This is a genomic window from Microbacterium sp. C-MGS6 (genome assembly GCF_058140415.1).
In genome coordinates, this window is sequence record NZ_CM176934.1 from 911,262 (window position 1) to 934,947 (window position 23,686).

A 23,686-nucleotide genomic window follows, 5' to 3' on the forward strand; every position below is an offset into this window, starting at 1 on the left:
CGCTCACGCGTTCCGTCCGATCTGCAGCGCCGCCTCGTACGAGTTGCGGGCGCGGTCCACGATCGCCGCGCTCGCCTGGTATCCGCGCTGCGCGAGGATCAGCTGGCTCATCTGGTCTCCCAGGTCGATGTCGGGGTAGCGCACGTAGCCGTCGGCATCGGCGAGCGGGTGGTCGGGCTGGTGCACGAGCCGGCCCTCCGCGTCGCCCTGCACGGTCCCGGCGACGTAGACGCCGGGAGACTGGTCGCTGGTCTGGGCGAGGATGTAGCGTGCCCGGAACGCCGCGCCGTCGGTGGGTGTCGCGGTGTTGATGTTGGCGATGTTGTCGCTGATGGCGTCGAGCCACTTCCGGTGCACGGTCAGCCCCGTGCCGGCGATCCCGATGGCGTCGAAGGTCATGACGTCCTCATCGCGGTGCGCATCGAGGAGAACGACCCGTTCACGGCCTGGGTCGCGAACTGGTAGCGCAACATGGTGTCGATGCTGGAGAGGGTCTCGGTGTCGAGGTTCACGTTGTTGCCGTTCAAGCGCGTCGGCTCGAGCGAGGTCCCGACCGTGGCGGACACGTCCCCGTCGCCGGCGGCGATCGAGTCGGCGAGCGCCGCCTCGAACTGCACACGCTTGGCGTGGTAGTCGGGGGTGTTGATGTTGGCGATGTTGTCGGCGATGGCTCGCTGGCGCAGCGAGAGGCCGTTCAGCGCACTCGTCAGTGCGGTGATGGTCACAGAGTCGAACACGAACCGGCTCCCCGTGTGTGGGCGAAGTGGCCGTTCCCTGGCCGAGTCTTGCGAGCCATCCGTGCTCTCGGGAGACTGTCGGCCGTTCGTGCGGTTTCGTTAGGAGGGTCGCTCACCCGTCCACATCGAGGTAGGCGGGAGCATCCGGCGGGCGGGGTGCCGGAACCCGGCGGACGGCGCCGAGGTGCTGCCGCAGCCCGTCGAGCTCCGACCGGGCGCGTTCCATGGCGGCGTGCTGCCGGTCGATCACCGCGCGGGCGCGGTCGGCGAGGTGCGGCGGGAGCGGCGAGGACGGCGGCGCCCAGGGGATGATGTCATGCACCTCGACGGATCCGGCCGGCGCGGCGAGGATCCGGTCGGCGTCCGCCTCGAGCCTGTCCAGCAGCGCGGCCCAGTCCTCGTCCGTCATGCGCGGCCCTCCGCGACGGCCAGGGCGGCGGTGTGCCAGGCGTCGCGCAGCGGCACGACGAGCTCGCGGCAGGCATGGGTGCGCTCCGGGTCGCGGCCGATGTTGGCGCCGATCAGCGTCTGCGACAGGAACACGTACAGCGAGCGCAGTCCGGCACTGCCGCTCCATTCGTCGGTGAGGGAGGACGACAGCTCGGCCACGATCGCCTGCGCGTGCTGGAGCTGGGTGTTGGCCTCGGCCCAGTCGGCCGCCCGCTGCGCCGTCTCCGCGCGCTCGATGTCGAGCAGGAGCCGGTCGTAGAGCATCGTGACCAGGCGCTCCGGCGGGGCGGACAGGATGGCGTCCTCGCGGTACCGCTGCTGGGCGCGCAGGGCGGCGTTCATGCTCACGAGTCCGACCCGGAACGGCTGCTCGGCAGCGAGTTGATCTGCGAGGCGAGGTAGGAGGACTGCGACTGCATCTGCGACAGCATCACCTCGAGGCGGGCGTAGGTGCGCTCCAGCGAGGCCTTGCGCTGCGCGAGGCGCACGTCCCAGCGCTCCATCTGTTCGCCGAGGCTCTTGACCTCGCTCTCCTGGCCCGTGATCCGCGAGGTGAGCAGCCCGTCGTACTTGTCCGAGTAGGACGTCGCCGTCTGCTCCACACGCGCCGCGACCGCGGAGAAGAGACCGCCGACGGCCGCGGGGTCCTTCGCCAGCGCCTCGGAGAACTTCTCCTCGTCGAAGGTGAGCTTGCCGTACATGTCGGTCGAGATGCCGACCGTGGAGGGGGAGACCCCGTCCACCGGGTGCTGGATGGCGTCGGCGAGGGCGGTCCGCAGGCCGCGGATGGTGCTGTCGCCGGTGAAGACGCCGAGCGTCGTCTTCTCGCCCTGTCCCGCGGCGACGGTGGCCTTCGAGCCGTTGTCGATGCGGGTGAAGATGTCGGTGAGGAGGGCGATGAACTCGCCGGAGGCCTTGGCCCTGGCCTCGCTGTCGACGGCGACGGTCACGGTGACGGGGGACGTCGAGACGGTGGAGACCGTGACGTCGACGCCCTCGAAGAGATCGGTGAAGGTGTTGCCGGACGAGGTGATGACCTGTTCGGCCGCGGTGCCGGCCCAGAGGCGCAGCTGCGCGTCCGTGCCCGCGGCGATGACGGCCGCCCCGGGCTCCGTGGACACGTCCGTGGCGGTGCCGGCGGTGACGGCGGCGAGGTCTCCCGCGTAGACGCGGAAACGTCCCGCCTCGCCGGACTCCTCGGCCCGGAGCTGCAGGCGGTAGACGGGGGTGCCGTCGGCATCCTTGCCGGCGGGGACGGCGGTGGCGAGGACGCCGGTGTCGGCGTCGTTGATGGCCTGGGCGATGTCCTGCATCGAGGTGGAGTCGGCCTGCACCTGCACGCGCTTCCCCGTGGCGTCCTCGAGGGTCAGCACGGGCGGGTCCGCGGGCCAGCGGGAAGTGGCGGCGGAGACGACGGTGTGCGCCTGGGCGACGCGGTCGACGACGATGTCGGTCGACACGGGCGCGGCGCCGGTGCGCAGGGCGACCTTCACCGATTCCGACGACGAGGTGCCGGTGAAGCGGTCGAGACCGCCAGGCGCTGCGGCCTTCTCGGCGGCGGCGGCGAGGTTCTGCACGGCGGTGTTGAGGGTGCGCAGCTGCGTCATGACGACGTTCTTGTCGTCGATCTTGGCCTTGAGCAGCGTGCGGGGGATGGCGTGCACGTCCATCAGCGCCTTGATGACCTCGGTGGTCTTCAGCCCCGACACGAGGCCGTCGAGCGAGAGCGACATGCGGCTTCCCTTCTGTGTGCGGCGGGGCCCGGGCGACGGCCGAAGCCGTCACCCGGACCCCCGGAGTGATTCCGTGCGGCGGCGCGGGTCAGCGCAGCAGCTGGAGCACGCCCTGGTTGGCCTGGTTGGCCTGGGCCAGCATGGCCGTTCCCGCCTGCGACAGGATGTTCGCGGACGTGAACTTGACCATCTCGGACGCCATGTCGGTGTCGCGGATGCGGCTCTCGGCGGCGGCGAGGTTCTCGGCCGACACGTTGAGGCTGTTGATGGTCGACTCGAAGCGGTTCTGCAGCGCACCGTAGCCGGCACGTGCGGTCGAGACCGCCTGGATCTGCGTGTCGATGCCCGCCAGAGCCGCGCCGTACGTCGCCGCGTCCGTCATGCCGGCCGCGAGCGTCTTGATGTCGGCGCCGAGCGTGGCGAAGTTGGTCAGGCCCACCGAGATCTGGTCCTCGGCGGCGACCGCGCCCGCACCCACCTGGAACGTCAGCGTCGCGCCGCCCGAGAGCAGCTTGATGCCGTTGAAGTTCGTGCTCGACGCGATCCGGGTGAGCTCGTCGCCCAGGGCGGAGATCTCGGTCTGGATGGCCTCGCGCGACTTCGCGTTGTTCGAGTCGTTCGCGCCCTGGTTGGTCAGGTCGCGCACGCGCTGCAGGATGGAGTGCACCTCGGTCAGGGCGCCTTCTGCGGTCTGGATGACCGAGATGCCGTCCTGGGCGTTGCGAGCCGCGACGTTCAGGCCGTTGACCTGCGAACGCAGGCCCTCGGAGATCGCGAGGCCGGCGGCGTCGTCCGCTGCGCGGTTGATGCGCAGACCGCTCGAGAGCTTCTCGAGCGACTTCGACAGGTCGTTCTGCGTGTTGGACAGGTTGCGGTAGGCGTTGAGCGCGCCCACGTTGGTGTTGATCTGCATACCCATGAGGGTTTCCTCCGTGATGTGTTGTACGGGAGACCATCCGTGGTCTCCTGCCCTGACCTATCGGCGGAGGATGCGGACGCGTTAGGCGGGGGCGGCGGCGCGGAAGACGTCGCCGATCCGGACGCCGGCGGCCTCGGCGATGCGGCCGAAATACGCGTCGCGTGCGGCAGGCGAGACGCGGGTGGTGGTCGTGGTCTCGGTGCCGCCCTCGGCGAAGTACCGGTCGAGGGCGTCGCGGAGCAGGCGCACGGCCTCCGACCGCTGCTGCGAGACGGCCGAGTGGGTCACGCCCAGCTCCTCGGCGATCTCCTTCACGGGCCGCTCCTCGATGTAGACGGCCACGATGATGCGCCGCATGCGCTCGGGGAGGGCGCCGATGGCGTGTTCGAGCACCTCACGCCGTTCGCCGACCATCGCCGACTCCTCCGGCAGCGGGATGTCGGCGACGAGATCGCGCGTGGCGGGGTCGTCCAGCGGGGCGACGGTGCGTGCGGCGTCCGCGAGGGCCTCGACGACCACCTCCTTGGGGGAGCCCATGGCGGTGGCGATCTCGGTGGCGGTCGCCGTGCGGCCGAACGCGGCGGTGAGGGTCTCGCGGACGGCGACCGTCTCCTTGATGCGCTTGCGGATGCCGCGGGACGCCCAGTCCATGGCGCGCATCTCGTCGGCGAACGCGCCGAGGATGCGTCGACGGGCGTAGGCGCCGAAGGGGACGCCGAGCGCGGGGTCGTACGCGTCGGCGGCGGTCACGAGGGCGAGCGCGCCGACGGCGGCGAGCTCTTCGCGGGGGATATGGGTAGCCCGAGCATGGGTGTCTGCAGCGAGGTAGCCGACCAGGGGGAGGTTGGCCTCGACGAGGCGGTTGCGCTCAGCGCGCGACGACATGGGGGATGATCCACCTCTCTGGATGCACTCCGGAAGCTCATGGCGAGGGATAGATGGCCATATCACAAGGTCCGAGATATGTCCATGGGGAGCACTAACCGCCGCCAATGCACATAGTAACCTTAGGGGCGCGGCGGCCGATAGAGATTTATGAACCGTTAGCAGGCGGGCCGATCGCACCCGCGTGGGGCGGGGGATCGCTGGGGACAAAGGGGATCATGGGAGCCAACGAACTATCGATGCAGCTCTGGCGCGAGCGCGAGCTGCTCGAGATGCTGCTTTTCAAGCTCGACGAGCAGCAGCTGCTGCTCGCCGCCGGCCGGTCGCACTGGATCCAGTTCGCGGCCAGGGAGATCGATCAGGTGCTCGACCGCCTCCGCGCGGCGAGCCTGGCCAGGGCCGTCGAGGTCGCCGGTGTCGCCGAGGAGTGGGGGGCTCCTCAGGACGCGACGATCGGTCAGCTCATCGAGCACGCTCCGGACGGAGCCTGGGGCGATGTCTTCACCGACCACATGCGTGCGCTGGTGAAGCTGACAGCGGAGGTCGAGCAGATGCGCGACGCCGCCGCGGAGCAGCTCAGCGGAGTGCTCCGCGCCACGCAGGAGACCATCGCCGCTCTCGGCCAGGAGAGCGGCGAATACACCACCCGCGGCGACCGCGCCCGCGAGGACGCCGCCCGCATCATCGACACCGAGATGTGACCGAGAGGGATTCATGTCGACCTTCAGTGGACTGACCACCGCCGCCAGCGGCCTCGCCGCCGCACGGCGGGGCATGGACGTGGTCGGGCAGAACATCGCCAACCAGAAGACCGAGGGGTACACGCGGCAGCGCGTCGAGACCTCCTCGATCGCCGCCGTCGCGCAGACGGGCCGCTTCAGCATGGGCGCGCTCCCCGGACACGGCGTCTCGATCGACGGGGTGTCCCGCCTCGGTGACGCGCTGCTCGACGCCCGGGTCCGCGACACCCTCGGCGCTTCCGGCTACTGGGCCACCCGCGCGCTGGCAGCGACGACTGCCGAGTCGGCCCTCGCGGAGCCGACCGACAAGGGCCTCGCCAACCGGCTGACCAGCTTCTGGGCGGGCTGGCAGGACCTGGCCAACACCCCGGATTCGGGTGCGGCGGCCGCGAGCATCCTGGAGTCGGCGAAGGAGCTCGCCGCCCATGTCTCCGGCGGCTACCGCACGGTCGCCGCGCAGTGGACGGCCGCCCGCGGGACCGCCGAGCGCACCGTCAGCCAGGTCAACGCCGCCGCCGACCAGATCGCGGTGCTGAACAGCGAGATCCGGGAGGCGCTGGCCTCGGGGCGATCGGCCAACGAGCTCACCGACCGCCGCAACCTGCTCGCGGAGGACGTGGCCCGGCTCGCCGGCGCGACGGCCACCGTGGAGACGGACGGCACGCTCACGGTCCGCCTCGGCGGCAACGCCCTGGTCTCCGGCGGCGACGCCCGTCACATCGCGCTGACCGGCTCGGCGACGATCGACGGCGCTCCGCGCGTCGGGGTCGCCTGGGAGTCGGTGCCGGATCTTCCCCTCGTCGTCGACGGGGGAGAGCTGGGCGGCTCCCTCGCGGTGCTCGCCCCGGCCGCCGACGGCGGGATGCTGGCGCAGCTCGCCGCGACATACGACCGCGTCGCCACGGCGCTCGCGGAGTCGCTCAACGCCCAGCACCGCGCCGGCGTCACGGCGTCCGGACAGCCGGGCGGCGACTTCTTCACCCTCCCGGCCACCGGCTCCGCCGCGCTCGGGATGCAGGTGGCCGTCAGCACGGCGGCCGACCTCGCCCTCGCCGCCCCCGGGGCCGGAGCCAAGGACGCGACCAACGCCGACCTCATCTCCCAGATCGGGCGGCGCGCGACCTCTCCGGACGCACTGTGGACCGATCAGGTGACCCGCTTCGGCGTCGCCACCGCGGCCGACGTGCAACGCGCGAAGGTGTCGGATGCGGCGGCTGTCGGCGCCGTCGGTGCGCAGCAGTCCGTCGCGGCCGTGGACGGCGACGAGGAGACGATCAGCCTCCTCACGTACCAGACCGCCTACCAGGCGGCGGCCCGCGTGCTCACCGCCGTCGACGAGGCCCTCGACGTGCTCATCAAACGCACGGGCGTCGTCGGACGCTGATCGGAGAAGCTCCATGATCTCTCGCGTGACCCAGACCACGATGACGCAGACGGCGATGCGCCAGCTGCAGTCCAACCTCTCCGAACTTGCCCGTCTGCAGGAGCAGGCCACGTCGCAGAAGGCGTTCGCCGCCCCCTCGGACGACCCGGCAGCGGCGGCGGCCGCCCTCGCCCTGCACGCCGAGCAGCGGCGCACCGAGCAGTATGCGCGCAACATCGACGACGGCCTGGCCTGGGTGACTGCCGCCGATACGGCGATCACCTCCAGCACGTCCCTGCTCTCGCGGGTGCGGGACCTCACCGCGCAAGGGGCCAACGACGGGGCGCTGGACGCGACGGCGAAGGAGGCCCTCGCGGTGGAACTGGAGGGCATCCGCGACGAGCTGCTCGCGCAGGCGAACACCCGGCTGCTCGGCCGGTCCGTCTTCGCCGGCACGTCGGACACCGCGGCCTTCGGGTCCGACTACTCCTACAGCGGTGTCGCCGGCTCCGAGGTCACCCGCCGCGTGTCCGATGCGGCGGCCGTCCGCGTCGACACGGACGGTGCGGCGGTGTTCGGCACCGGAGACGACTCGGTGTTCGCCCTCGTCGACCGCATCGTCGCCGATCTCCGCTCCGGCACCAACGTGGGGCCCCGACTCGGGGAGATCGACGACCGCCGCACGGCGATGCTGGGCGTGCAGGGCGCGGTCGGCACCAGACAGGCTCAGATCGAACGCGCCAAGGAGGCGGCAGTGCAGAATTCCGTGTCCCTCGAGTCCCGCCGCGCCGCGGTCGAGGATGTCGACTCGGTCGAGGTGCTCATCCGCCTGCAGGCGCAGGAGCTCGTCTACCGCTCGGCGCTCGCCGTCAACGCGCGCGTGCTGCAGCCGACGCTGATGGACTTCCTGCGATGACCGCCGTGCTCACCTTCACGGCCCCACCGCCCGGGCTGGCTCCGCACGTGGACTTCGCCCTCGCACCCGTCGACGGTGCGGACGGGCTCTTCGCGATGCGGGCGGTCGAGGACGACGCCCTGCGGCTCTACCTCGTCGACCCGAACACGGTCCTGGCGGAGTACGCGCCGATCCTCACGGACGCCCAGGTGGCCGACCTCGCTCTCGCCTCGGCGGACGACGCCTTCGTGCTCGTGGTGGCCCACCCCGGCGCCGACGGCGTCAGCGTCAACCTGCTGGCGCCGGTCGTCGTGAACCGGGCGACGGGAGCGGCGACCCAGGTCATCCTCGAAGGCCAGGACTACCCGGTGCGGGCGCCGCTGGGCTGACCCGCGCGGGTGCCGGGGCGCCGGGCGTGACGGGCGGGGTGACGACTACCCTGGAGACGTGATCCTCGCCGTCGACACGTCCCTTGGCACCGCCGTCGCCCTCATCGACCCGGACGGGACGTCTCGTGCCGAGGCCGGTACCGCCGATCCGCTGGGCCACGCCGAGGTGATCGGCGACCTCGTCCACGACGTACTCCGGGAGGGGGGAGCCGACGGCATCACTCACGTCGTCGCCGGCATGGGCCCCGGTCCGTTCACCGGACTGCGCATCGGCATCGCGACCGCGCGGGCGTTCGCCCTCGGCCGCGGCATCCCGGTGGTGCCGGTCCCGAGTCACACGGCGGCCGCGCTGACGATCCAGTCCACGGTGACCGGGCCGTTCGCCGTCGTCACCGACGCCCGCCGCCGCGAGGTCGCCGTCACCGTGTTCGACGGACAGGACGAGGACGGGATCCCGCGCACGATCGCCGACACGGTGCTCGTGCGGGCCGCCGACGCCGACGATCATCTCGCCGGTCTCCGCCGGGTCGACGTGACGACGCTGTCCGCAGCCGACCTCGCCAGGGTGGGGGCGCGCGCACTCGCCGCCGGCCGGGTCCTCGCCGGCGACGAACCCCTCTACCTGCGGCACCCGGATGTGTCCCTGCCCGGCGCCCCGAAGAAGGTGGGCGCATGACGCTGCGGGATGCGCGGCCGGACGATCTCGACGCGATCATGGCCATCGAGCAGCGCGCGTTCCCGACCGATGCGTGGAGCCGGGAGACCATGGCGAGCGAGCTGGCGAGCCCGCACGGTCGCTACCTCGTCGACGAGCGGGGCGGGGCGATCGTCGGATACGGCGGCGTCCGGGCGCTGCAGGGCGGTGCGGACGCCGACATCCAGACCATCGCTCTCCTCGCCGAGGTCCGAGGTCAGGGCCGCGGGCGCGCGCTGCTGCGTGCGCTGCTGAAGGCGGCCGCCGACCGCGGGGCGCTCGAGGTGTTCCTCGAGGTGCGCGCCGACAACCCTCCGGCCGAAGGACTGTATCGCGCGGAGGGCTTCGAGGAGATCGGCAGGCGCCCCCGCTACTATCAGCCGGATGACGTGGACGCGATCGTGATGCGTCTGGATCTGCGCCGCCACCCGGCGCCCGCCGACACGCCGGAGGAGGCGACCGCATGAGTGAGCCCCTGGTGCTCGGCATCGAGACGAGCTGCGACGAGACCGGCATCGGCATCGTGCGCGGTCGTACGCTGCTGTCCAACACGATCGCCTCCAGCATGGACGAGCACGCCCGGTACGGCGGCGTCGTGCCGGAGGTCGCCGCCCGCGCGCATCTCGAGGCCCTCCAGCCGACCATCGACGCCGCGCTCGCCGAGGCCGGCGTCCGTCTCGCCGACCTCGATGCGGTGGCCGTGACCAGCGGTCCGGGCCTCGCGGGAGCGCTCATGGTCGGTGTGGGGGCGGCGAAGGGACTCGCGGTCGCCTTGGACAAACCGCTGTATGCGGTCAATCACCTCGTCGGTCACATCGCGGCCGACATCCTGACGCCGGACTCGGCGCCGTTGGAGTATCCGACGATCGCGCTGCTGGTCTCCGGCGGCCACACCTCCCTGCTCCACGTGCGCGATCTCACGACCGACGTGGAGCTGCTCGGCGAGACCGTGGACGACGCCGCGGGCGAGGCTTTCGACAAGGTCGCCCGACTGCTGTCCCTGCCCTACCCCGGCGGCCCCGAGATCGACAGGGCCGCGGTGGGCGGAAACCCGGACGCGATCCGCTTCCCGCGCGGGCTGTCCCGCGCCTCCGACCTCGCGAAGCATCGCTACGACTTCTCGTTCTCCGGGCTGAAGACCGCGGTCGCCCGCTGGATCGAGCGCTTCGAGGCCGAGAACGCCGAGGCGGGTGCCGACGCCCGGGACCTCCCGATCGCCAACGTCGCTGCCAGTTTCCGGGAGGCCGTCGTCGACGTCCTGGTCACCAAGGCGCTCAACGCGTGCGCCGACCTCGGAGTGCCGCGGCTGCTCCTGGGCGGCGGTGTGATCGCGAACCGTCGGCTCCGCGACGTCGCCCTCGCCAGGGCCGCCGAGGCCGGCGTCACCGTGCGCATCCCTCCGCTGTCGCTCTGCACGGACAACGGCGCCATGATCGCGGCGCTGGCCGCTGAGCTCATCGCGTCCGGGCGCCCCGCATCGACCCTCGGCTTCGGCGCCGACTCGACCCTGCCGGTCACCGAGATCCAGGTCGCGGAGGCGGTGCCGGCGTGACCGGGCTCGCGCAGGAGCCGGAGTCGGACGGGGCCACGCCCCGTGCGCGGGTCGAGCGCGCGAGCGGGCAGGTCGAACGCCCGGCAGGGACGGCGCGCCTTCCCGGAGCGCCGCGCGAGGGCTACACGAAGCTGCCGACCGGTCCGGTCGGCATCGAGCCCGTCGTCGTGACCGGGCCCGACCTCGACCACGGAGAGGACGAGGGCTGGGAGCCGGCGGTCGAGCCCGCCGTCGTCGACGACACCCGCCTGGCCCCGTGGGCGCTGCTGGCGGCGATCGTCGCCCTCGGCGCGTCGTTCTTCGTCGGGTGGGGCATCCCGGTCGCGATCGTCGCGGTGATCGCCGCCATCATGTCCCTCCGGCGCCCCGTGGAGAACCGGGCGATCGCGCGCTGGGCCCTCGTGCTCGGCCTGTGCGCGACCGTGTACAGCCTGGGATGGCTGGTCTGGGCGGGGATGCAGTTCGAGAGACTCGGCTAGGCGGGCTGGCCATGACGGACGACGACGACGTCGAGGAGCGCAGGGCCCTGCAGCGCAAGGCTTTCGGCCCAGGCGGAGGCCTCACGGACGCGGAGGCCGCGCGCCTGCGACAGCTCGACGCCGCCCGGCGACGCCCGTCGCCGGGACCTCCGCCGTCCCTCGGCTCCTTCGCCGCTGCAGAGGACGACGACGAGCCGTCGGCCGGAGACGACGCGCCCGTGGAGCCGGACGAGGAGTCCGCGGACATCGTCACCGCTCAGAGCGACGTTCCGGCTCAGAGGCGGCGGCGCCGTTCCCTCGGCATGCTCGCGCTCGGCGCGGTCGTCGTGCTCCTCCTCGGGGTCGGCGTGGGATGGCTGGCGTTCGGCCGGAGCGGCGGCACAGCGGTCTCCCTCAGCGCCGAGCAGCAGGGATGGCAGTCCGATCTCGTCGCGTCCGGACGATTCGACCCGGGCTCGGTGCGCGCGCTCGCGACGGAGGACGACGCGGTCATCTGGGTGGCGACGCAGAACGGCGGTGCGAGCATCTGCCTGGTCCTGGGCGCAGGGGAGAGCACGACGCCGAGCTGCAACCAGCGGGAAGCGGTGCAGGAGGACGGCCTCTGGGGCGAGGTGACGACCCAGCGCGACGACGAGTACACGCGCCAGGTCATGGCCCATCTGCTCCTCACGCCCGACGGTGAACCGGCGGTGAGCGTCGATGTCTCGGAGTACGGCTCCGGCGAGGGTGGCCCCACCTACGCGAACGAGGCGGAGACGCGGACCGCCGAGCGCCTGGCCGATGACGGCTTCGACCCGAACTCGATCTGGGTCGCCGGGTACGACCGCGACGTCCCGATCTGGACGGCCTCCGAAGGGGAGACGGGTCGGCAGTGCCTCATCTACGACGGGGCGACGGCCGACGCGCCGCGGGCCTGTGAGACGACGGAGACGCTGCAGGAGCACGACGGTCGGCTGCGGTTGCAGGTGACCGACGCGGAGACCGGCGGAATGACGACCTACGAGCTGCCGACCTCCGGTTTCGGGTCGTTCGTGATCATCCGAGAGGGGAGCGACGTCGGTGCGGGAGGAGACTGACCGCCAGGGCTCCGCTGCGGCGGAGGAGCGCCGAGCACTGGAGCGCGCGGCCTATGGTCGGGACGGCGGACTCGACGCCGCCGGTGCCCGGCGCCTGCGCGAGCTCCAGGAGGAGCATCGACGGCAGGAGCTTCCGGCGGAGGAACGGCCGACGACAGCCTCCGAGGCGCTCCCGGTGGCGGAAGACGAGGGTCGGGAGTCCGATCCGCCGCCGGCTTCCGACGCATCGCCGCTCGCCGCGGCCGGAGCACCACCCGCACCCGTCGAGACGGGCGCGCCGATGCGGGCGCGCGGAGTCGTGCCGGTGCTCGTGGCGGCAGCGGCCCTCCTGGCGATCGGCGTCGGGGCGGGGTGGGCGCTGTTCGCCCCGCGGTCGGAGGCGTTCCCCTTGACCGAGACGCAGGAGCAGCGACGGATCGAACTCGCCGGGGAGGACTACGACCCCGGCTCCGTGCGTCCGGTGGCGGAGGCGGAGGGCGCGCTCGCCTGGTTCGCCACGCAGGATGACGGGGCCACCCGGTGCCTGATCCTCGACGTGGGTGAGGACTCCCAATCCACCTGTCTGGCAGCGGAGGAGGAGCTGGGGCCGGGCCTGTACGCCGCGCTCCCCGTGGCGGCCTCCGATGCCGGTGACGACGAGGACTCGTTCTCCACCGACAGCGTGACGGCGGTGATGCTGTTCTCCACCGCGGACGAGCCGATGGTGAGCATCCAGCGGTGGGGCGGAAGCTCCACGCTCTTCGCCCAGTTCGGGGAGGAGCAGCGCCCGAGGGTGAAGGAACTCATCCGCGACGGCTATGACCTCAACCTCACCCTCCTCGGCTCGTTCCGCGAGCAGCCGGTGTGGCTGGGCGACCGCCGTACGACGACCGGCCCCGCCCAGCGCTGCCTGATCGTCGACGCCGACGGTTCGCGGCAGTGCGCCACCCTCGACGAGGCGCTCCAGTCCGGGCTGCGCGTGCAGCTCCTCGACGTGGATCAGGAGACGGGAGAGCTGCTGTCGGCGTCCGTGGTCGAGGTGGCCTTCACCCGCTGGCAGATGCCGTACCTCACGGTGACCTCGGGCCCGGCCGTGGTCGACGAGGCGACGGGCGAGTCGTATCTCGTGACCACCGGGCCGCCGGGGGATCCGATCCGCGTCGACATCCCTGGCCGCGACCCGGACGACTGATCGCTCTCAGTCCGCGGCGGGCACCCGGTCGGCGAGGATCGCGCGTCGCTGATCGCCGAAGCGGGCGAGGATCAGGGTCGCCTCGGCGTCGCCGCGCAGGGTCAGCTTGCGCCGGAAGGCCGCGGGGTCGACGTCGACCCCGCGCTTCTTGATCTCGATGCGGCCGATGCCGTGCGTCTTCAGGGCCGCGTTGATCGTCTTCGGCGTGATCGGCAGCGTCTCCCGGACGCGGAAGGACTGCACGAACGGGCTCGTCAGCGCGGCATCGGAGGTGAGGTAGGCGATGCGCGGGTCGAGCATCCCCGCATCGAGGCTGCGGGCGACGTCGCCGATGAGGCGCGCCCGGATGACGGCGCCGTCCGGCTCGTGGAGGAAGGCCCCGAGCGGTCGGACCGGAGCGTCCTCGGCATCGGCAGGGCCGGTGAGCTCGTGCGAGCGCTCGCCGCGGATCACCAGGGCCGAGCGCCGGACCCCTTCCCTGGCCAGCTCCCTGGACCAGACGACGAGCTCCACGACGCTGCCGTCGGCGCTGACCCACTGCGTCTCCGCGTCCGCGGGCAGGGCGTCGCGGTCGTGGGCGGGGCCGAGCTTGATCCCGGTGGGGCGCTGCGCGGCGACGGCGAACGCCCAGTCGAGGGACGGCGAGTAGTCGTCGGCGGAGACGCGCCGGGTCTCGCTGTGTCCGGAGGTGCGGCGGGCGGGATCCATCCAGATCGCCTGGCCGGGGACCGGCTCTCCGAGCGCGTCCTCGGCCGTGGCATGCCGGACGGTGGCGTCGTCCCCGAACGGGGCGAGGTTGTAGGCGGCGAGGGCCGCGGTCACCTCGTCGGCGTCCACCGCATGGACCGCCAGTCCCGCGCCGGCGAACGCGAGGGCGTCGCCGCCGATCCCGCAGCCGAGGTCCGCGACGCTCGTGAGGCCGGCTCGGCGGATCCGCTGGGCGTGGCGGGCGGCCACGCCGAGGCGGGTGGCCTGCTCGAGGCCCGCGCGGGTGAAGAGCATGCGGGCGGCGAAGGGGCCGAACTTCGCCGCGGCCCTGGCGCGCAGGTGCGCCTGCCCGACGACGGCGGAGACGAGGTCGGGGGAGTGTCCCGCAGCACGCAGTCGGGAGACGGCTGCGGCCGCCTCGGCGGTGGAGGTGACCGGCCCGAGCGCGTCGAGCAGCTCGAGGCCGGCGGGGGTCAGCAGGGCGCGCAGCTCGGACATCTCCACCCTCCCAGCCTAGGACCCGCGTGACGTGTGACCCGGGTTGGCACTCGCATTGCATGAGTGCCAGCCGACCGCCTACACTGGCATTAGCACTCTCGGGTTGAGAGTGCGAACGAGTCTTTCGTGTCAGCGTCAAGAAAGAAGAGGTAGACCGTGTCGGTTTCCATCAAGCCGCTCGAGGACCGCATCGTCATCAAGCAGGTCGAGGCCGAGCAGACCACCGCGAGTGGCCTGGTCATCCCCGACACCGCCAAGGAGAAGCCCCAGGAGGGCGAGGTCGTGGCGGTCGGCCCCGGCCGCATCGACGACAACGGCAACCGCGTTCCGCTCGACGTCGCCGTCGGCGACCGCGTGCTCTACAGCAAGTACGGCGGCACCGAGGTGAAGTTCGGCGCGGACGAGTTCCTCGTCCTGTCGGCTCGCGACGTCCTGGCGGTCGTCGTCCGCTGATCGCACACTCGGTTCCCTCTGCACGGCGGACGGGAACCCGGTCCGAAGAGGGCCCGGATGCTTCGGCATCCGGGCCCTCTTCCGCGTCCGGAGCGGCGCGGCCCTCGTCCTCGCGGGCATAGGGTTGTGCGGTGACCCCCGAGACGACCCGCGCCACCCGGACGGCGGGCGTCGCCTACGCCGGGAGCGCATACCTCCTGTGGGGCGTGCTGCCGCTCTACTTCCTCCTGCTGCAGCCCACCGGACCGTGGGAGGTGGTCGCCTGGCGGGTGCTGCTCTCCTTCGTCTTCTGTCTTCTGCTGCTCACCGTCACGAGGGGATGGCCCGCCTTCCTCGCGATCGTCCGGAGTCCGCGACTGCTCGGGTGGACGGCCCTCGCCGGCCTGCTCATCTACGTCAACTGGCAGGTCTTCGTCCTCGGCACGTTGAGCGAGAACGTGGTGGAGACGGCGCTCGGCTACTTCATCAACCCGATCACCACCGTGCTGCTCGGCGTCTTCGTCCTCAAGGAGCGCCTCCGCCGTCTGCAGTGGGCGGCGGTCGGGATCGCGGCCGTCGCGGTCGTCGTCATCATCGTGGCGTACGGCCACGTCCCCTGGATCGCCCTGACCCTCACCGCTTCCTTCGGTCTGTACGGGCTCATCAAGAAGAAGATCGGCCCTGCCGTCGACGCGGTCAGCGGGTTGACGCTCGAGTCGTTCTGGCTGATCCCCATCGCGGTGGTGCAGCTCGTGATCGTGGCGACGACGCCCGTCGGCCTGACGATGGGGACCGCGGGCTGGCCGCACGCCGTGCTGCTCGCCTTCGCGGGGGTGGCCACGGCTGTCCCCCTGCTGCTGTTCGCGGCCGGCACGCGTCGCGTCGACCTCACGATCATCGGGATGCTGCAGTTCCTCACCCCGGTCCTGCAGTTCGTGATCGGGGTCGTCGTGCTGCACGAGCCGATGCCGCCGGAGCGCTGGATCGGGTTCCTCCTGGTGTGGGTCGCGATCGCGGTCTTCGTCGTCGATCTGCTCCTCGCCGCGCGTCGCGGCCGTCGTGCCACCCGCGCCGCGGCGCTCTGATCGGTCCTGCCCGCGCCCGGAAACGGCGACCCTGGATCGTTAACGCACCGAGATACTTGCCCCTCCTGCGCGCGGGGCGCACGCCCTAGTGTTAGAGCACCCGACTGTGGTCATCATCCACGTTCGTTTACGCAAGGGAGCATCATGAACGCACTGAAGGGCTCGCGCAGCGCGAGGATCTTCGCCGGGATCGCGCTGGTCAGCGCCTCCGCCCTCATCATCGCGGGCTGCAGCAGCACGCCCGATGCGGAGCCGTCGGACGGGGGCGGCGACAAGCCCGCCGCCGACCTGACGCTCAAGCTCGGTTCGCTGCTGCCCGCCACCGGTACGCTCGCGTTCCTGGGCGCGCCGATGGAGGCCGGCGTCCAGCTCGCCGTCAACCAGATCAACGAGGCCGACGCCGGCATCACGATCGACCTCAGCACGGGCGACGAGGGCGACCTCGACAACAAGGCCTACGAGACCTCCATCACCAACCTGCGCAACGGCGACATCACCGCCATGATCGGCGCGGCGTCCTCCAGCGTCACCAAGCTCATCCTCGACGGCAACGCGGGTGCGGACATCCTCACGGTGTCCCCGTCCAACACCTCGCCGGACTTCACGGGCATCAACCCGCTGTACTTCCGCACCGCACCGAGCGACAACCTCCAGGGCGAGGTCCTCGGCAACGAGATCGCCGAGGACGGCCACAAGACGCTGGGCATCATCTACCAGAACGACCCGTACGGCACGGGCCTGTTCGAGGCGATCAAGGCCACGTTCGAGAGCACCGGCGGCGAGGTCGTCGCCGATGCGTCGTACAACCAGGGTGACGGTCAGTTCAACGCGCAGGTCTCGGAGATCGCCGCGGCGAACCCGGACGCCGTCGCTGTCGTCTCCTACGACCAGTTCGCCACCATCGCGCCGCTGCTGGGCAACGCCGGGGTCGACACGGGCTCGCTGTACCTCGTCGACGGCAACCTCAAGGACTGGGGCGCCGACATCCCGGTCAGCCTCGAGGGCTCGAAGGGCACCCGCGCCGGCGCCGAGCTGCCGCAGGACTTCCTCGACCAGCTGAACGAGGTCTGGACGGCCGAGGGCAACGACCCGATCGACGCCGTGACCTACTCGGCCGAGGCGTACGACGCCGTGGTCCTCATCGCTCTGGCGGCGCTGAAGGCCGGCTCGGTCGAGGGCCCGGACATCGCGGCGGAGATGATCACCGTCTCCGGCGGCGACGGCGACGGCGAGAAGTGCGACAACTTCGCCGACTGCGCCGCGATCATCAACGACGGCGGCACGCCGGACTACGACGGCCTCTCCGGCGAGATCACGTTCGACGAGAACAACGACCCGAAGGGTGCCGCGATCGGCGTCTACGAGTTCGACGCCGAGAACGTCACCTCGCGCATCAAGTAAACACCGCACGATGAAGGCCCCGGATGCTTCGGCATCCGGGGCCTTCCTCGTGCGGCGCGGGGTCTCAGGCGGCGTCGGTCCCGAGGGTGCCGAGGTAGAGGCCGATGACCTTCGGATCGTTCAGCAGCTCCCGACCGGTGCCCTCGTAGGCGTCCTTCCCCTGGTCGAGCACGTAGCCGCGGTCGCAGATCTGCAGGCACCGACGGGCGTTCTGCTCGACCATGATCGTCGTCACGCCCGCCTTGTTGATGTCGGAGACGCGGATGAAGGCGTCGTCCTGCCGCACGGGGGAGAGGCCGGCGGACGGCTCGTCCAGCAGCAGCACGGACGGGTCCATCATGAGCGCGCGGGACATGGCGACCATCTGGCGCTCGCCGCCGGAGAGCGAGCCCGCACGCTGCTTCAGGCGCTTGCCGATCTCCGCGAAGATGCTGCTGACGAACTCGAGCCGCTCCGCGAAGATCTTCGGGTTCTGGTAGAGCCCCATCTCCAGGTTCTCCTGGATGGTGAGCGACGGGAACACGTTGTTCGTCTGCGGCACGAAGGCGACACCGCGGCGTACGAGCTTGTCGGCCTTGAGGCCGACGATGCTCTCGCCCTTGACGGTGATATCGCCCTCGCGGACGTTCACCATGCCGAAGATCGCCTTGAGGAGCGTCGACTTCCCGGCGCCGTTCGGGCCGATGATGCCGATGAGCTCGCCCTGGCGGGCGACGAGGTTCGCGCCGTTGAGGATGTTCACTCCCGGCAGGTAGCCGGCGTGCACGTCCTTCAGCTCGACGATGACGTCGCCGGTCTCGGGGGTGCCCTCGGCGGGGATCGCGGTGCTCATGCCTTGTCCTCCTCGGCGGCGTCCTCGGCCTCGACCTCGGCCTCGACCTCCGTCTCGATCTGCTCGCGGATGCGCTCCGCGTCGGCGTCCGAGATCACCGGGAGGCGGCCGGTGACGGCGCCGAGGTCCACGTCCTGATGGGCGCCCAGGTAGGCGTCCACGACCGCGGGGTCCTCCATGACGGTCTCCGGAGGCCCCTCGGCCACCACGCGCCCCTCGGCCATCACGACGACCCAGTCGGCGATGTGACGCACCATGTGCATGTCGTGCTCCACGAAGAGCACCGTCATCCCGAGGTCCTTGAGGTCGAGGATGTGGTCGAGGAGCGACTGCGTGAGGGCGGGGTTCACCCCGGCCATCGGCTCGTCGAGCATCACCAGGTTCGGGTCGCTCATGAGCGCCCGTGCCATCTCCAGGAGCTTGCGCTGACCGCCGGAGAGGGAGGCGGCGAAGTCCTGCTCCTTGGCGTCGAGCTTGAAGCGCACGAGGAGCTCGTGGGCCCGCTGCTCGATCTCCTGCTCCTGCGCGCGCCAGAGGAAGGGGAAGAGCCCGGCCCAGAAGCCCTCGCCGCGCTGGTCCTTCGCGCCGAGCTTCATGTTCTCCAGCACGGTCAGCAGCGACAGCGACTTGGTGAGCTGGAAGGTGCGCACCTGGCCCATCCGGGCGACCTTGAAGGACGGGATGCCGGAGAGGCTCTTGCCGTCGTACGACCAGGTACCGCTGTTGGGTTTGTCGAACCCGCAGAGGAGGTTGAACAGTGTGGTCTTCCCGGCGCCGTTGGGGCCGATGAGTGCCGTGATGGCGCCACGCGGGATCTCGAGGTGATCGACGTCGACGGCGGTCAGTCCGCCGAAGCGCCGCTGCACCGCGTCCACGACGAGGATCGGGTCGACCTTCTTGACTCCGGGGGCGGCGGGACCCGCGGCGAGGCCGGTGGTCTTGGCGCGGGGAGCGCTCTTCGCGGGCGTGACGGCCGCGTCGTTCTCACTTGACAAAGGTCATCTCCCTCTTGTTCCCCAGGATGCCCTGCGGGCGGAACACGACGATGAGCATCAGCACGATGCCGATGAGGATGTAGCGCACCACGTCGGCCTGTGCGCTCGTCATGGGCAGGTAGCCGGCCGTGGCCATCGCCGGGAGGAGCGCGCCGAGGAAGGCGAACACCACCCAGAAGAGCACGGCGCCGAGCGTCGGGCCGAAGACCGTCGCCGCACCGCCGAGGAGCAGGATCGTCCACAGGAAGAACGTCAGCGACGTCGAGTAGCTGCCGGGGATGACCGCCGAGGGCAGGACGAAGACGATGCCGCCGAGCGCACCGATCACACCACCCACCACGAGCGCCTGCATCTTGTACGCGAAGACGTTCTTACCGAGCGACCGCACGGCGTCCTCGTCCTCGCGGATGCCCTTGAGCACGCGGCCCCACGGGCTGCGCATGAGCGCCCAGACCACGAGGATCGTCAGAGCGAGGGTGAGCAGACCGAACACACGCACCCAGAGGTCGTTCGCGTTGTACGTCCACGGGCCGAAGCCGTACGTCCCCGGAGGGAACGGGTTGGCGTCGCGGAAGCTCTGGTGGTAGCCGGAGAGCCCGCCGGCGGAGTTCGTCCAGTCCTTGAACAGCTCCGTGACGAACATCAGGCGCACGACCTCCGCGGCCGCGATGGTCGCGATGGCGAGGTAGTCGGCGCGCAGACGCAGCGTCGGGATGCCCAGCAGCAGGGCGAAGAGCGCTCCGCCGGTGATGCCGACGAGCACGCCCAGCCACCACGGGAAGCCGAAGGTGAGGATCGAGATCGCGTAGCCGTAGCCGCCGATCGCCATGAAGGCCGCCATGCCGAAGTTGAGCAGACCCGTGTAGCCGAAGTGCACAGCGAGGCCGGTGGCCGCGAGCGCGTAGGCGATCGTCGTCGGGCTGAACAGGTAGGAGGCGGTGTTGCCGAAGATGCTTCCGAAGTCCATGCGTCAGCCCAACCTTTCCTTGCGTCCGAGGATGCCCTGCGGTCGCACGAGCAGGATGATGATCAGCGCGACGAGGGCGCTGGCGTACTTGAGGTCGGTCGGCACCCCGAGGAGCGTGGACACCTCGACCGCGAGGCCGACGATGATCGAGCCGATCAGGGCGCCGATCGCCGAGCCGAGCCCGCCGAGCGTGATGGCGCAGAACATCAGCAGCAGCATCTGCATACCCATGTCCCACTTCACGCCGGGGCGGAAGTACGCCCAGAGGATCCCGGAGATCGCGGCCAGGGTGCCGGCGAGGATCCAGACGATGCGGATGACCTTGTCCACGTCGATGCCGGAGGCGGCGGCGAGCTGCGGGTTGTCCGAGATCGCCCTCGTCGCCTTGCCGGTGCGGGTGCGGGTGAGGAAGAACGCGACGCCGAGGATCACGATGATGCTGGTCGCCATGCCGATCAGGTCGATGTACGACAGGGAGATCGGCCCGAGACGGATGGGCTCCGGGCTGGAACCGGGCAGCTGATAGGTGTTGCCGCCGATGATGTACTGCAGACCGTAGCGGAGGGCCAGCGAGAGGCCGATGCTGACGATCATGAGCTGGACGACGCCCAGACCCCGGCGCCGCAGCGGCTTCCAGATGCCGGCGTCCAGAGCCCAGCCGAGCGCCGCACCGCCGATGACCGCGGCGATGATGCCGGCCCACAGCGGGAGCTGCCAGAACGAGGTGACGACGAGCGTGACCACCGCGCCCCAGCTCACCATCTCGCCGTGCGCGAAGTTCGACAGCCGGGTCGTGCCGTAGATCAGCGCGGCGCCCATCGAGGCGAGCCCCAGCAGCAGACCGAAGTTCAGACCGCCCACCATGCGCGACAGGAGCTGGTCGAGGAAGGAGACGGTCACCCGCTCGCCCTCGCCGAGGAAGAAGTTCACGATCTTCGTGCCGGTGAGCCCGAACTCCAGCTCGAACGAGGCGGTCGTGCCCGAGACGGGCTGGATCCCCTCGGGGAGCTGCGTCGCGTCGACGATCACGCCGTCCGGAAGCGTGGACTCGTCGACCGTCAGGGTGTACGTCTCCTTCTCCGGCACGTACAGGCGCCACTTGCCCTCGGCGTCGGTCTCGGTCTCGGCGTCGAAGCCGTTGCCCTCGATCGTCATCACGACGCCCTCGACGGGCTCGTCGCCGTCGGTGACGACGCCGGCGAAGTAGAAGTCGGTGACCTCCTGGCCGTCGTCCGTCGTCTCCGCGGATGCGGCTGAGGGAGGGAGGAGGAGCGATGCCGCGAGCGCCATCAGGATTCCGAAGAAGGCGAAGGCCCAAGGGCGCTTTCGCGGTCCGGCGAGTGCTGTGGGTCCCACGCAACCTCCACTGTGAGTGCTGTCTCCGCGGACTCGGGTCGAACCGCGGGGATGGACGACGCACTTGAGCGTAATGGGCGATCGGCGATTCACCTATCGTCCGGGCCAACGGTCCGGTAACGACAGGGCTCTGGGAATGTTCTCGGGCGTGTCTCGCTTAGAATCTCCATACGGGTCACGCCCGCGCACCGGCCGACGTCGACCCCCCATTCGCACCCGGATCCGCGCCACTCGCGCAGGAGGAGATTCCATGGACCAGCACGATCCCTTCGGCTTCGTCGGACTGACCTACGATGACGTGCTGCTGCTCCCCGGGCACACCGACGTCATCCCCAGCGAGGCCGACACGTCGTCCCGGATCACGCGGCGGATCTCCGTCGCGACGCCGCTCCTCTCCAGCGCGATGGACACCGTGACCGAGTCCCGCATGGCGATCGCCATGGCGCGGGAGGGTGGCATCGGCATCCTGCACCGCAACCTCTCGATCGCCGACCAGGCCGCGCACGTCGACCGCGTGAAGCGGAGCGAGTCCGGCATGATCACCGACCCCATCACCACGACGCAGGACGCGACCGTGGAGGAGGTCGACGCGCTGTGCGCCAAGTACCGGATCTCCGGTCTCCCGGTCGTGGACGACGAGGGTCGTCTGGTCGGCATCATCACGAACCGGGACATGCGCTTCGTCTCCGGCTTCGAGCGCCAGAGCACGTTCGTGAAGGACGTCATGACGAGGGAGAACCTCGTCACCGCCCCGGTGGGCGTCGCGGCAGGCGAGGTCATCGCGCTGTTCGCGAAGCACCGCGTCGAGAAGCTGCCCCTCATCGACGAGGACGGCAAGCTCGCCGGCCTCATCACCATCAAGGACTTCGACAAGAGCGAGAAGTACCCGCTCGCCACCAAGGACGACCAGGGCCGCCTGCGGGTGGGCGCGGCGATCGGTTTCTTCGGCGACGCCTGGGAGCGCGCCGAGGCCCTCCGCGACGCCGGTGTCGACGTGCTCGTCGTCGACACCGCCAACGGCCAGTCCCAGGGCGTGATCGACCTCGTCAAGCGCCTCAAGGCCGACGAGTCGTTCGCGCACATCGACGTCATCGGCGGCAACGTCGCCACCCGCGAGGGCGCGCAGGCGCTGGTCGACGCGGGGGTCGACGCGGTCAAGGTGGGCGTGGGTCCCGGCTCGATCTGCACGACGCGCGTGGTCGCCGGTGTCGGCGTGCCGCAGGTGACGGCCGTCTACGAGGCGTCGCTCGCGGCGCGTCCGGCCGGCGTCCCGGTGATCGCCGACGGCGGCCTGCAGTACTCGGGCGACATCGCGAAGGCCCTGGTCGCCGGCGCCGACGCCGTGATGCTCGGCTCGCTGCTCGCCGGCACGGACGAGTCGCCGGGCGAGATCGTCTTCCAGTCGGGCAAGCAGTTCAAGCAGTACCGCGGGATGGGATCGCTCGGCGCCATGCAGACGCGCGGCAAGCAGACCTCGTACTCGAAGGACCGCTACTTCCAGGCCGACGTGCCCAGTGACGACAAGCTGATCCCGGAGGGCATCGAGGGCCAGGTCCCGTACCGCGGCCCGCTCTCCGCCGTCGCCTACCAGCTCGTCGGCGGGCTGCGGCAGTCGATGTTCTACGTCGGTGCGCGCACCATCGAGGAGCTCAAGCAGCGCGGCAAGTTCGTGCGCATCACCTCGGCGGGACTCAAGGAGTCGCACCCGCACGATGTGCAGATCGTCGTCGAGGCGCCGAACTACAAGAAGTGACAGCGGCCCCCGGGAAGGGGGACGCAGGAGGGGCCGGATGCGCTGCATCCGGCCCCTCGTCGTCCGCGGTGCGGTCAGCCGCAGCGGTAGGTGACGCCGCCGACGTCCCACACCCCGGGTCCGAGCTCGGCGCACGTCCCGATCACGCCGGCCAGCACGGTCACCAGCAGGACGATCCCGATGATCGCGAAGATCGTCAGGATGGCTCCGACGATGATGCCGGCGATCGCGATGCCCTTGGGGGCCTTCGCCTTGCCGAGCTGCACGGCGGCGATGATGCTGAGGATGAGGCCGACCGGCGGCAGCAGGAACGCCAGCACGAGGCCGATGATCGACAGCACCCGCCCGGGCGGCGAGGTCGGCACGTCCTGCGCGTAGGGGGCGCCGGGCGGGGGAGCGGAGGCCGCGGGATACGGCGAGGGCGCGCCGCCGGGCGGCGGCGGGTTGTAGGGCGGCGGGGCGTCGGGCGACGGTGCGTCGGTCATGATCTCTCCTCGGTTCCGGTCGTAGCCCAGAGCGTAGCGACGGAGGGACGGGCATGCCATCCCCCTTCCGGGCCCCGCGCGCCGCGCGTAC

27 protein-coding genes are annotated in these 23,686 nt (G+C 70.9%); 14 read left to right on the forward strand and 13 right to left on the reverse strand.

Annotated features, from left to right (window positions below):
• Nucleotides 1–3: 3 nt before the first annotated feature.
• The 7 genes from AC3B5L_RS04460 to AC3B5L_RS04490 all read right to left on the reverse strand — a co-directional run bounded on the left by AC3B5L_RS04460 (nucleotide 4) and on the right by AC3B5L_RS04490 (nucleotide 4,724).
• Nucleotides 4–399 carry a flagellar basal body rod protein FlgC gene (locus AC3B5L_RS04460; RefSeq protein WP_071327494.1) on the reverse strand — a complete coding sequence of 132 codons (396 nt, stop codon included), beginning with the start codon at nucleotides 397–399 and terminating at the stop codon, nucleotides 4–6.
• Nucleotides 396–737: a flagellar basal body rod protein FlgB gene (gene flgB / locus AC3B5L_RS04465; RefSeq protein WP_025104347.1), complete on the reverse strand. Its 342-nt coding sequence runs from the start codon at nucleotides 735–737 to the stop codon at nucleotides 396–398. The genes AC3B5L_RS04460 and flgB overlap by 4 nt, the downstream gene beginning before the upstream one ends.
• Nucleotides 738–849: 112 nt before the next feature.
• On the reverse strand, nucleotides 850–1,146 hold the full coding sequence (locus tag AC3B5L_RS04470) for a hypothetical protein (protein WP_363445537.1): 297 nt from the start codon (nucleotides 1,144–1,146) through the stop codon (nucleotides 850–852).
• Nucleotides 1,143–1,529: a flagellar export chaperone FliS gene (gene fliS, locus AC3B5L_RS04475; RefSeq protein WP_363445957.1), complete on the reverse strand. Its 387-nt coding sequence runs from the start codon at nucleotides 1,527–1,529 to the stop codon at nucleotides 1,143–1,145. The genes AC3B5L_RS04470 and fliS overlap by 4 nt, the downstream gene beginning before the upstream one ends.
• A gap of 2 nt (nucleotides 1,530–1,531) precedes the next feature.
• Nucleotides 1,532–2,920, reverse strand: coding sequence for a flagellar filament capping protein FliD (gene fliD / locus AC3B5L_RS04480; protein ID WP_490096227.1), 1,389 nt, complete (start codon nucleotides 2,918–2,920; stop codon nucleotides 1,532–1,534).
• A gap of 88 nt (nucleotides 2,921–3,008) precedes the next feature.
• On the reverse strand, nucleotides 3,009–3,839 hold the full coding sequence (locus tag AC3B5L_RS04485) for a flagellin N-terminal helical domain-containing protein (protein WP_197971868.1): 831 nt from the start codon (nucleotides 3,837–3,839) through the stop codon (nucleotides 3,009–3,011).
• A gap of 81 nt (nucleotides 3,840–3,920) precedes the next feature.
• Nucleotides 3,921–4,724, reverse strand: a complete 804-nt coding sequence (locus AC3B5L_RS04490; protein ID WP_268777198.1) for a sigma-70 family RNA polymerase sigma factor — start codon at nucleotides 4,722–4,724, stop codon at nucleotides 3,921–3,923.
• A 218-nt stretch (nucleotides 4,725–4,942) separates the two neighbouring features.
• On the opposite strand from AC3B5L_RS04490, the gene flgN reads away from it, so the two are divergent.
• Genes flgN through AC3B5L_RS04540 form a run of 10 tightly spaced genes read left to right on the forward strand, consistent with a single transcriptional unit; the run spans nucleotide 4,943 to nucleotide 13,083 of the window.
• The gene (gene flgN / locus AC3B5L_RS04495) at nucleotides 4,943–5,425 is read left to right on the forward strand and encodes a flagellar export chaperone FlgN (protein WP_025104341.1); all 483 of its coding nucleotides are present in this window, start codon (nucleotides 4,943–4,945) and stop codon (nucleotides 5,423–5,425) included.
• A 13-nt stretch (nucleotides 5,426–5,438) separates the two neighbouring features.
• The gene (flgK, locus tag AC3B5L_RS04500) at nucleotides 5,439–6,848 is read left to right on the forward strand and encodes a flagellar hook-associated protein FlgK (protein ID WP_490096228.1); all 1,410 of its coding nucleotides are present in this window, start codon (nucleotides 5,439–5,441) and stop codon (nucleotides 6,846–6,848) included.
• A gap of 13 nt (nucleotides 6,849–6,861) precedes the next feature.
• The gene (flgL, locus tag AC3B5L_RS04505; RefSeq protein WP_268777196.1) at nucleotides 6,862–7,743 is read left to right on the forward strand and encodes a flagellar hook-associated protein FlgL; all 882 of its coding nucleotides are present in this window, start codon (nucleotides 6,862–6,864) and stop codon (nucleotides 7,741–7,743) included.
• On the forward strand, nucleotides 7,740–8,111 hold the full coding sequence (locus AC3B5L_RS04510; RefSeq protein WP_187663415.1) for a flagellar assembly protein FliW: 372 nt from the start codon (nucleotides 7,740–7,742) through the stop codon (nucleotides 8,109–8,111). The genes flgL and AC3B5L_RS04510 overlap by 4 nt, the downstream gene beginning before the upstream one ends.
• Nucleotides 8,112–8,169: 58 nt before the next feature.
• Nucleotides 8,170–8,787 carry a tRNA (adenosine(37)-N6)-threonylcarbamoyltransferase complex dimerization subunit type 1 TsaB gene (gene tsaB / locus AC3B5L_RS04515; RefSeq protein ID WP_187663416.1) on the forward strand — a complete coding sequence of 206 codons (618 nt, stop codon included), beginning with the start codon at nucleotides 8,170–8,172 and terminating at the stop codon, nucleotides 8,785–8,787.
• The gene (gene rimI / locus AC3B5L_RS04520; RefSeq protein ID WP_268777195.1) at nucleotides 8,784–9,272 is read left to right on the forward strand and encodes a ribosomal protein S18-alanine N-acetyltransferase; all 489 of its coding nucleotides are present in this window, start codon (nucleotides 8,784–8,786) and stop codon (nucleotides 9,270–9,272) included. The genes tsaB and rimI overlap by 4 nt, the downstream gene beginning before the upstream one ends.
• Nucleotides 9,269–10,357, forward strand: a complete 1,089-nt coding sequence (gene tsaD / locus AC3B5L_RS04525; RefSeq protein WP_268777194.1) for a tRNA (adenosine(37)-N6)-threonylcarbamoyltransferase complex transferase subunit TsaD — start codon at nucleotides 9,269–9,271, stop codon at nucleotides 10,355–10,357. The genes rimI and tsaD overlap by 4 nt, the downstream gene beginning before the upstream one ends.
• Entirely contained in the window at nucleotides 10,354–10,836 is a 483-nt protein-coding gene (locus tag AC3B5L_RS04530; protein WP_259955208.1) for a hypothetical protein, read from the forward strand. Before tsaD ends, AC3B5L_RS04530 begins: the two co-directional genes overlap by 4 nt.
• A gap of 11 nt (nucleotides 10,837–10,847) precedes the next feature.
• On the forward strand, nucleotides 10,848–11,912 hold the full coding sequence (locus tag AC3B5L_RS04535; RefSeq protein WP_268777193.1) for a hypothetical protein: 1,065 nt from the start codon (nucleotides 10,848–10,850) through the stop codon (nucleotides 11,910–11,912).
• Complete coding sequence (locus AC3B5L_RS04540; RefSeq protein ID WP_259955211.1) at nucleotides 11,896–13,083, forward strand: hypothetical protein; 1,188 nt, start codon at nucleotides 11,896–11,898, stop codon at nucleotides 13,081–13,083. Before AC3B5L_RS04535 ends, AC3B5L_RS04540 begins: the two co-directional genes overlap by 17 nt.
• 6 nt (nucleotides 13,084–13,089) lie before the next feature.
• Here the strand turns inward: AC3B5L_RS04540 and AC3B5L_RS04545 are convergent, their stop codons facing one another.
• Nucleotides 13,090–14,295, reverse strand: a complete 1,206-nt coding sequence (locus AC3B5L_RS04545) for a THUMP-like domain-containing protein (RefSeq protein ID WP_490096229.1) — start codon at nucleotides 14,293–14,295, stop codon at nucleotides 13,090–13,092.
• 150 nt (nucleotides 14,296–14,445) lie between these two features.
• Here AC3B5L_RS04545 and groES point away from each other — a divergent pair, with 150 nt between their 5' ends.
• The 3 genes from groES (at nucleotide 14,446) to AC3B5L_RS04560 (ending at nucleotide 17,207) form a co-directional block, all read left to right on the forward strand.
• A complete protein-coding gene (groES, locus tag AC3B5L_RS04550; protein WP_017203655.1) occupies nucleotides 14,446–14,742 on the forward strand; it encodes a co-chaperone GroES in 297 nt (98 codons plus the stop codon).
• Nucleotides 14,743–14,873: 131 nt separating this feature from the next.
• Nucleotides 14,874–15,806 carry an EamA family transporter RarD gene (gene rarD, locus AC3B5L_RS04555; protein WP_315637390.1) on the forward strand — a complete coding sequence of 311 codons (933 nt, stop codon included), beginning with the start codon at nucleotides 14,874–14,876 and terminating at the stop codon, nucleotides 15,804–15,806.
• A 144-nt stretch (nucleotides 15,807–15,950) separates the two neighbouring features.
• Nucleotides 15,951–17,207 carry an ABC transporter substrate-binding protein gene (locus tag AC3B5L_RS04560; protein ID WP_187663424.1) on the forward strand — a complete coding sequence of 419 codons (1,257 nt, stop codon included), beginning with the start codon at nucleotides 15,951–15,953 and terminating at the stop codon, nucleotides 17,205–17,207.
• Between the two features lie 64 nt (nucleotides 17,208–17,271).
• On the opposite strand, the gene AC3B5L_RS04565 is transcribed toward AC3B5L_RS04560, so the two are convergent.
• From AC3B5L_RS04565 to AC3B5L_RS04580, 4 genes are read right to left on the reverse strand one after another with little or no spacing between them, the layout of a single operon-like run.
• Nucleotides 17,272–18,039: an ABC transporter ATP-binding protein gene (locus AC3B5L_RS04565; protein ID WP_187663425.1), complete on the reverse strand. Its 768-nt coding sequence runs from the start codon at nucleotides 18,037–18,039 to the stop codon at nucleotides 17,272–17,274.
• Nucleotides 18,036–19,034 carry an ABC transporter ATP-binding protein gene (locus AC3B5L_RS04570; RefSeq protein ID WP_187663426.1) on the reverse strand — a complete coding sequence of 333 codons (999 nt, stop codon included), beginning with the start codon at nucleotides 19,032–19,034 and terminating at the stop codon, nucleotides 18,036–18,038. Before AC3B5L_RS04570 ends, AC3B5L_RS04565 begins: the two co-directional genes overlap by 4 nt.
• Entirely contained in the window at nucleotides 19,024–20,001 is a 978-nt protein-coding gene (locus tag AC3B5L_RS04575) for a branched-chain amino acid ABC transporter permease (RefSeq protein WP_025103732.1), read from the reverse strand. Before AC3B5L_RS04575 ends, AC3B5L_RS04570 begins: the two co-directional genes overlap by 11 nt.
• Nucleotides 20,002–20,004: 3 nt before the next feature.
• On the reverse strand, nucleotides 20,005–21,291 hold the full coding sequence (locus AC3B5L_RS04580) for a branched-chain amino acid ABC transporter permease (protein ID WP_187663427.1): 1,287 nt from the start codon (nucleotides 21,289–21,291) through the stop codon (nucleotides 20,005–20,007).
• Nucleotides 21,292–21,607: 316 nt separating this feature from the next.
• Between AC3B5L_RS04580 and guaB the strand changes: the two genes are divergently transcribed.
• Nucleotides 21,608–23,110, forward strand: a complete 1,503-nt coding sequence (gene guaB, locus AC3B5L_RS04585; protein ID WP_025103734.1) for an IMP dehydrogenase — start codon at nucleotides 21,608–21,610, stop codon at nucleotides 23,108–23,110.
• A gap of 74 nt (nucleotides 23,111–23,184) precedes the next feature.
• Here the strand turns inward: guaB and AC3B5L_RS04590 are convergent, their stop codons facing one another.
• Nucleotides 23,185–23,595: a hypothetical protein gene (locus AC3B5L_RS04590; RefSeq protein ID WP_268777189.1), complete on the reverse strand. Its 411-nt coding sequence runs from the start codon at nucleotides 23,593–23,595 to the stop codon at nucleotides 23,185–23,187.
• Nucleotides 23,596–23,686 lie beyond the last annotated feature (91 nt).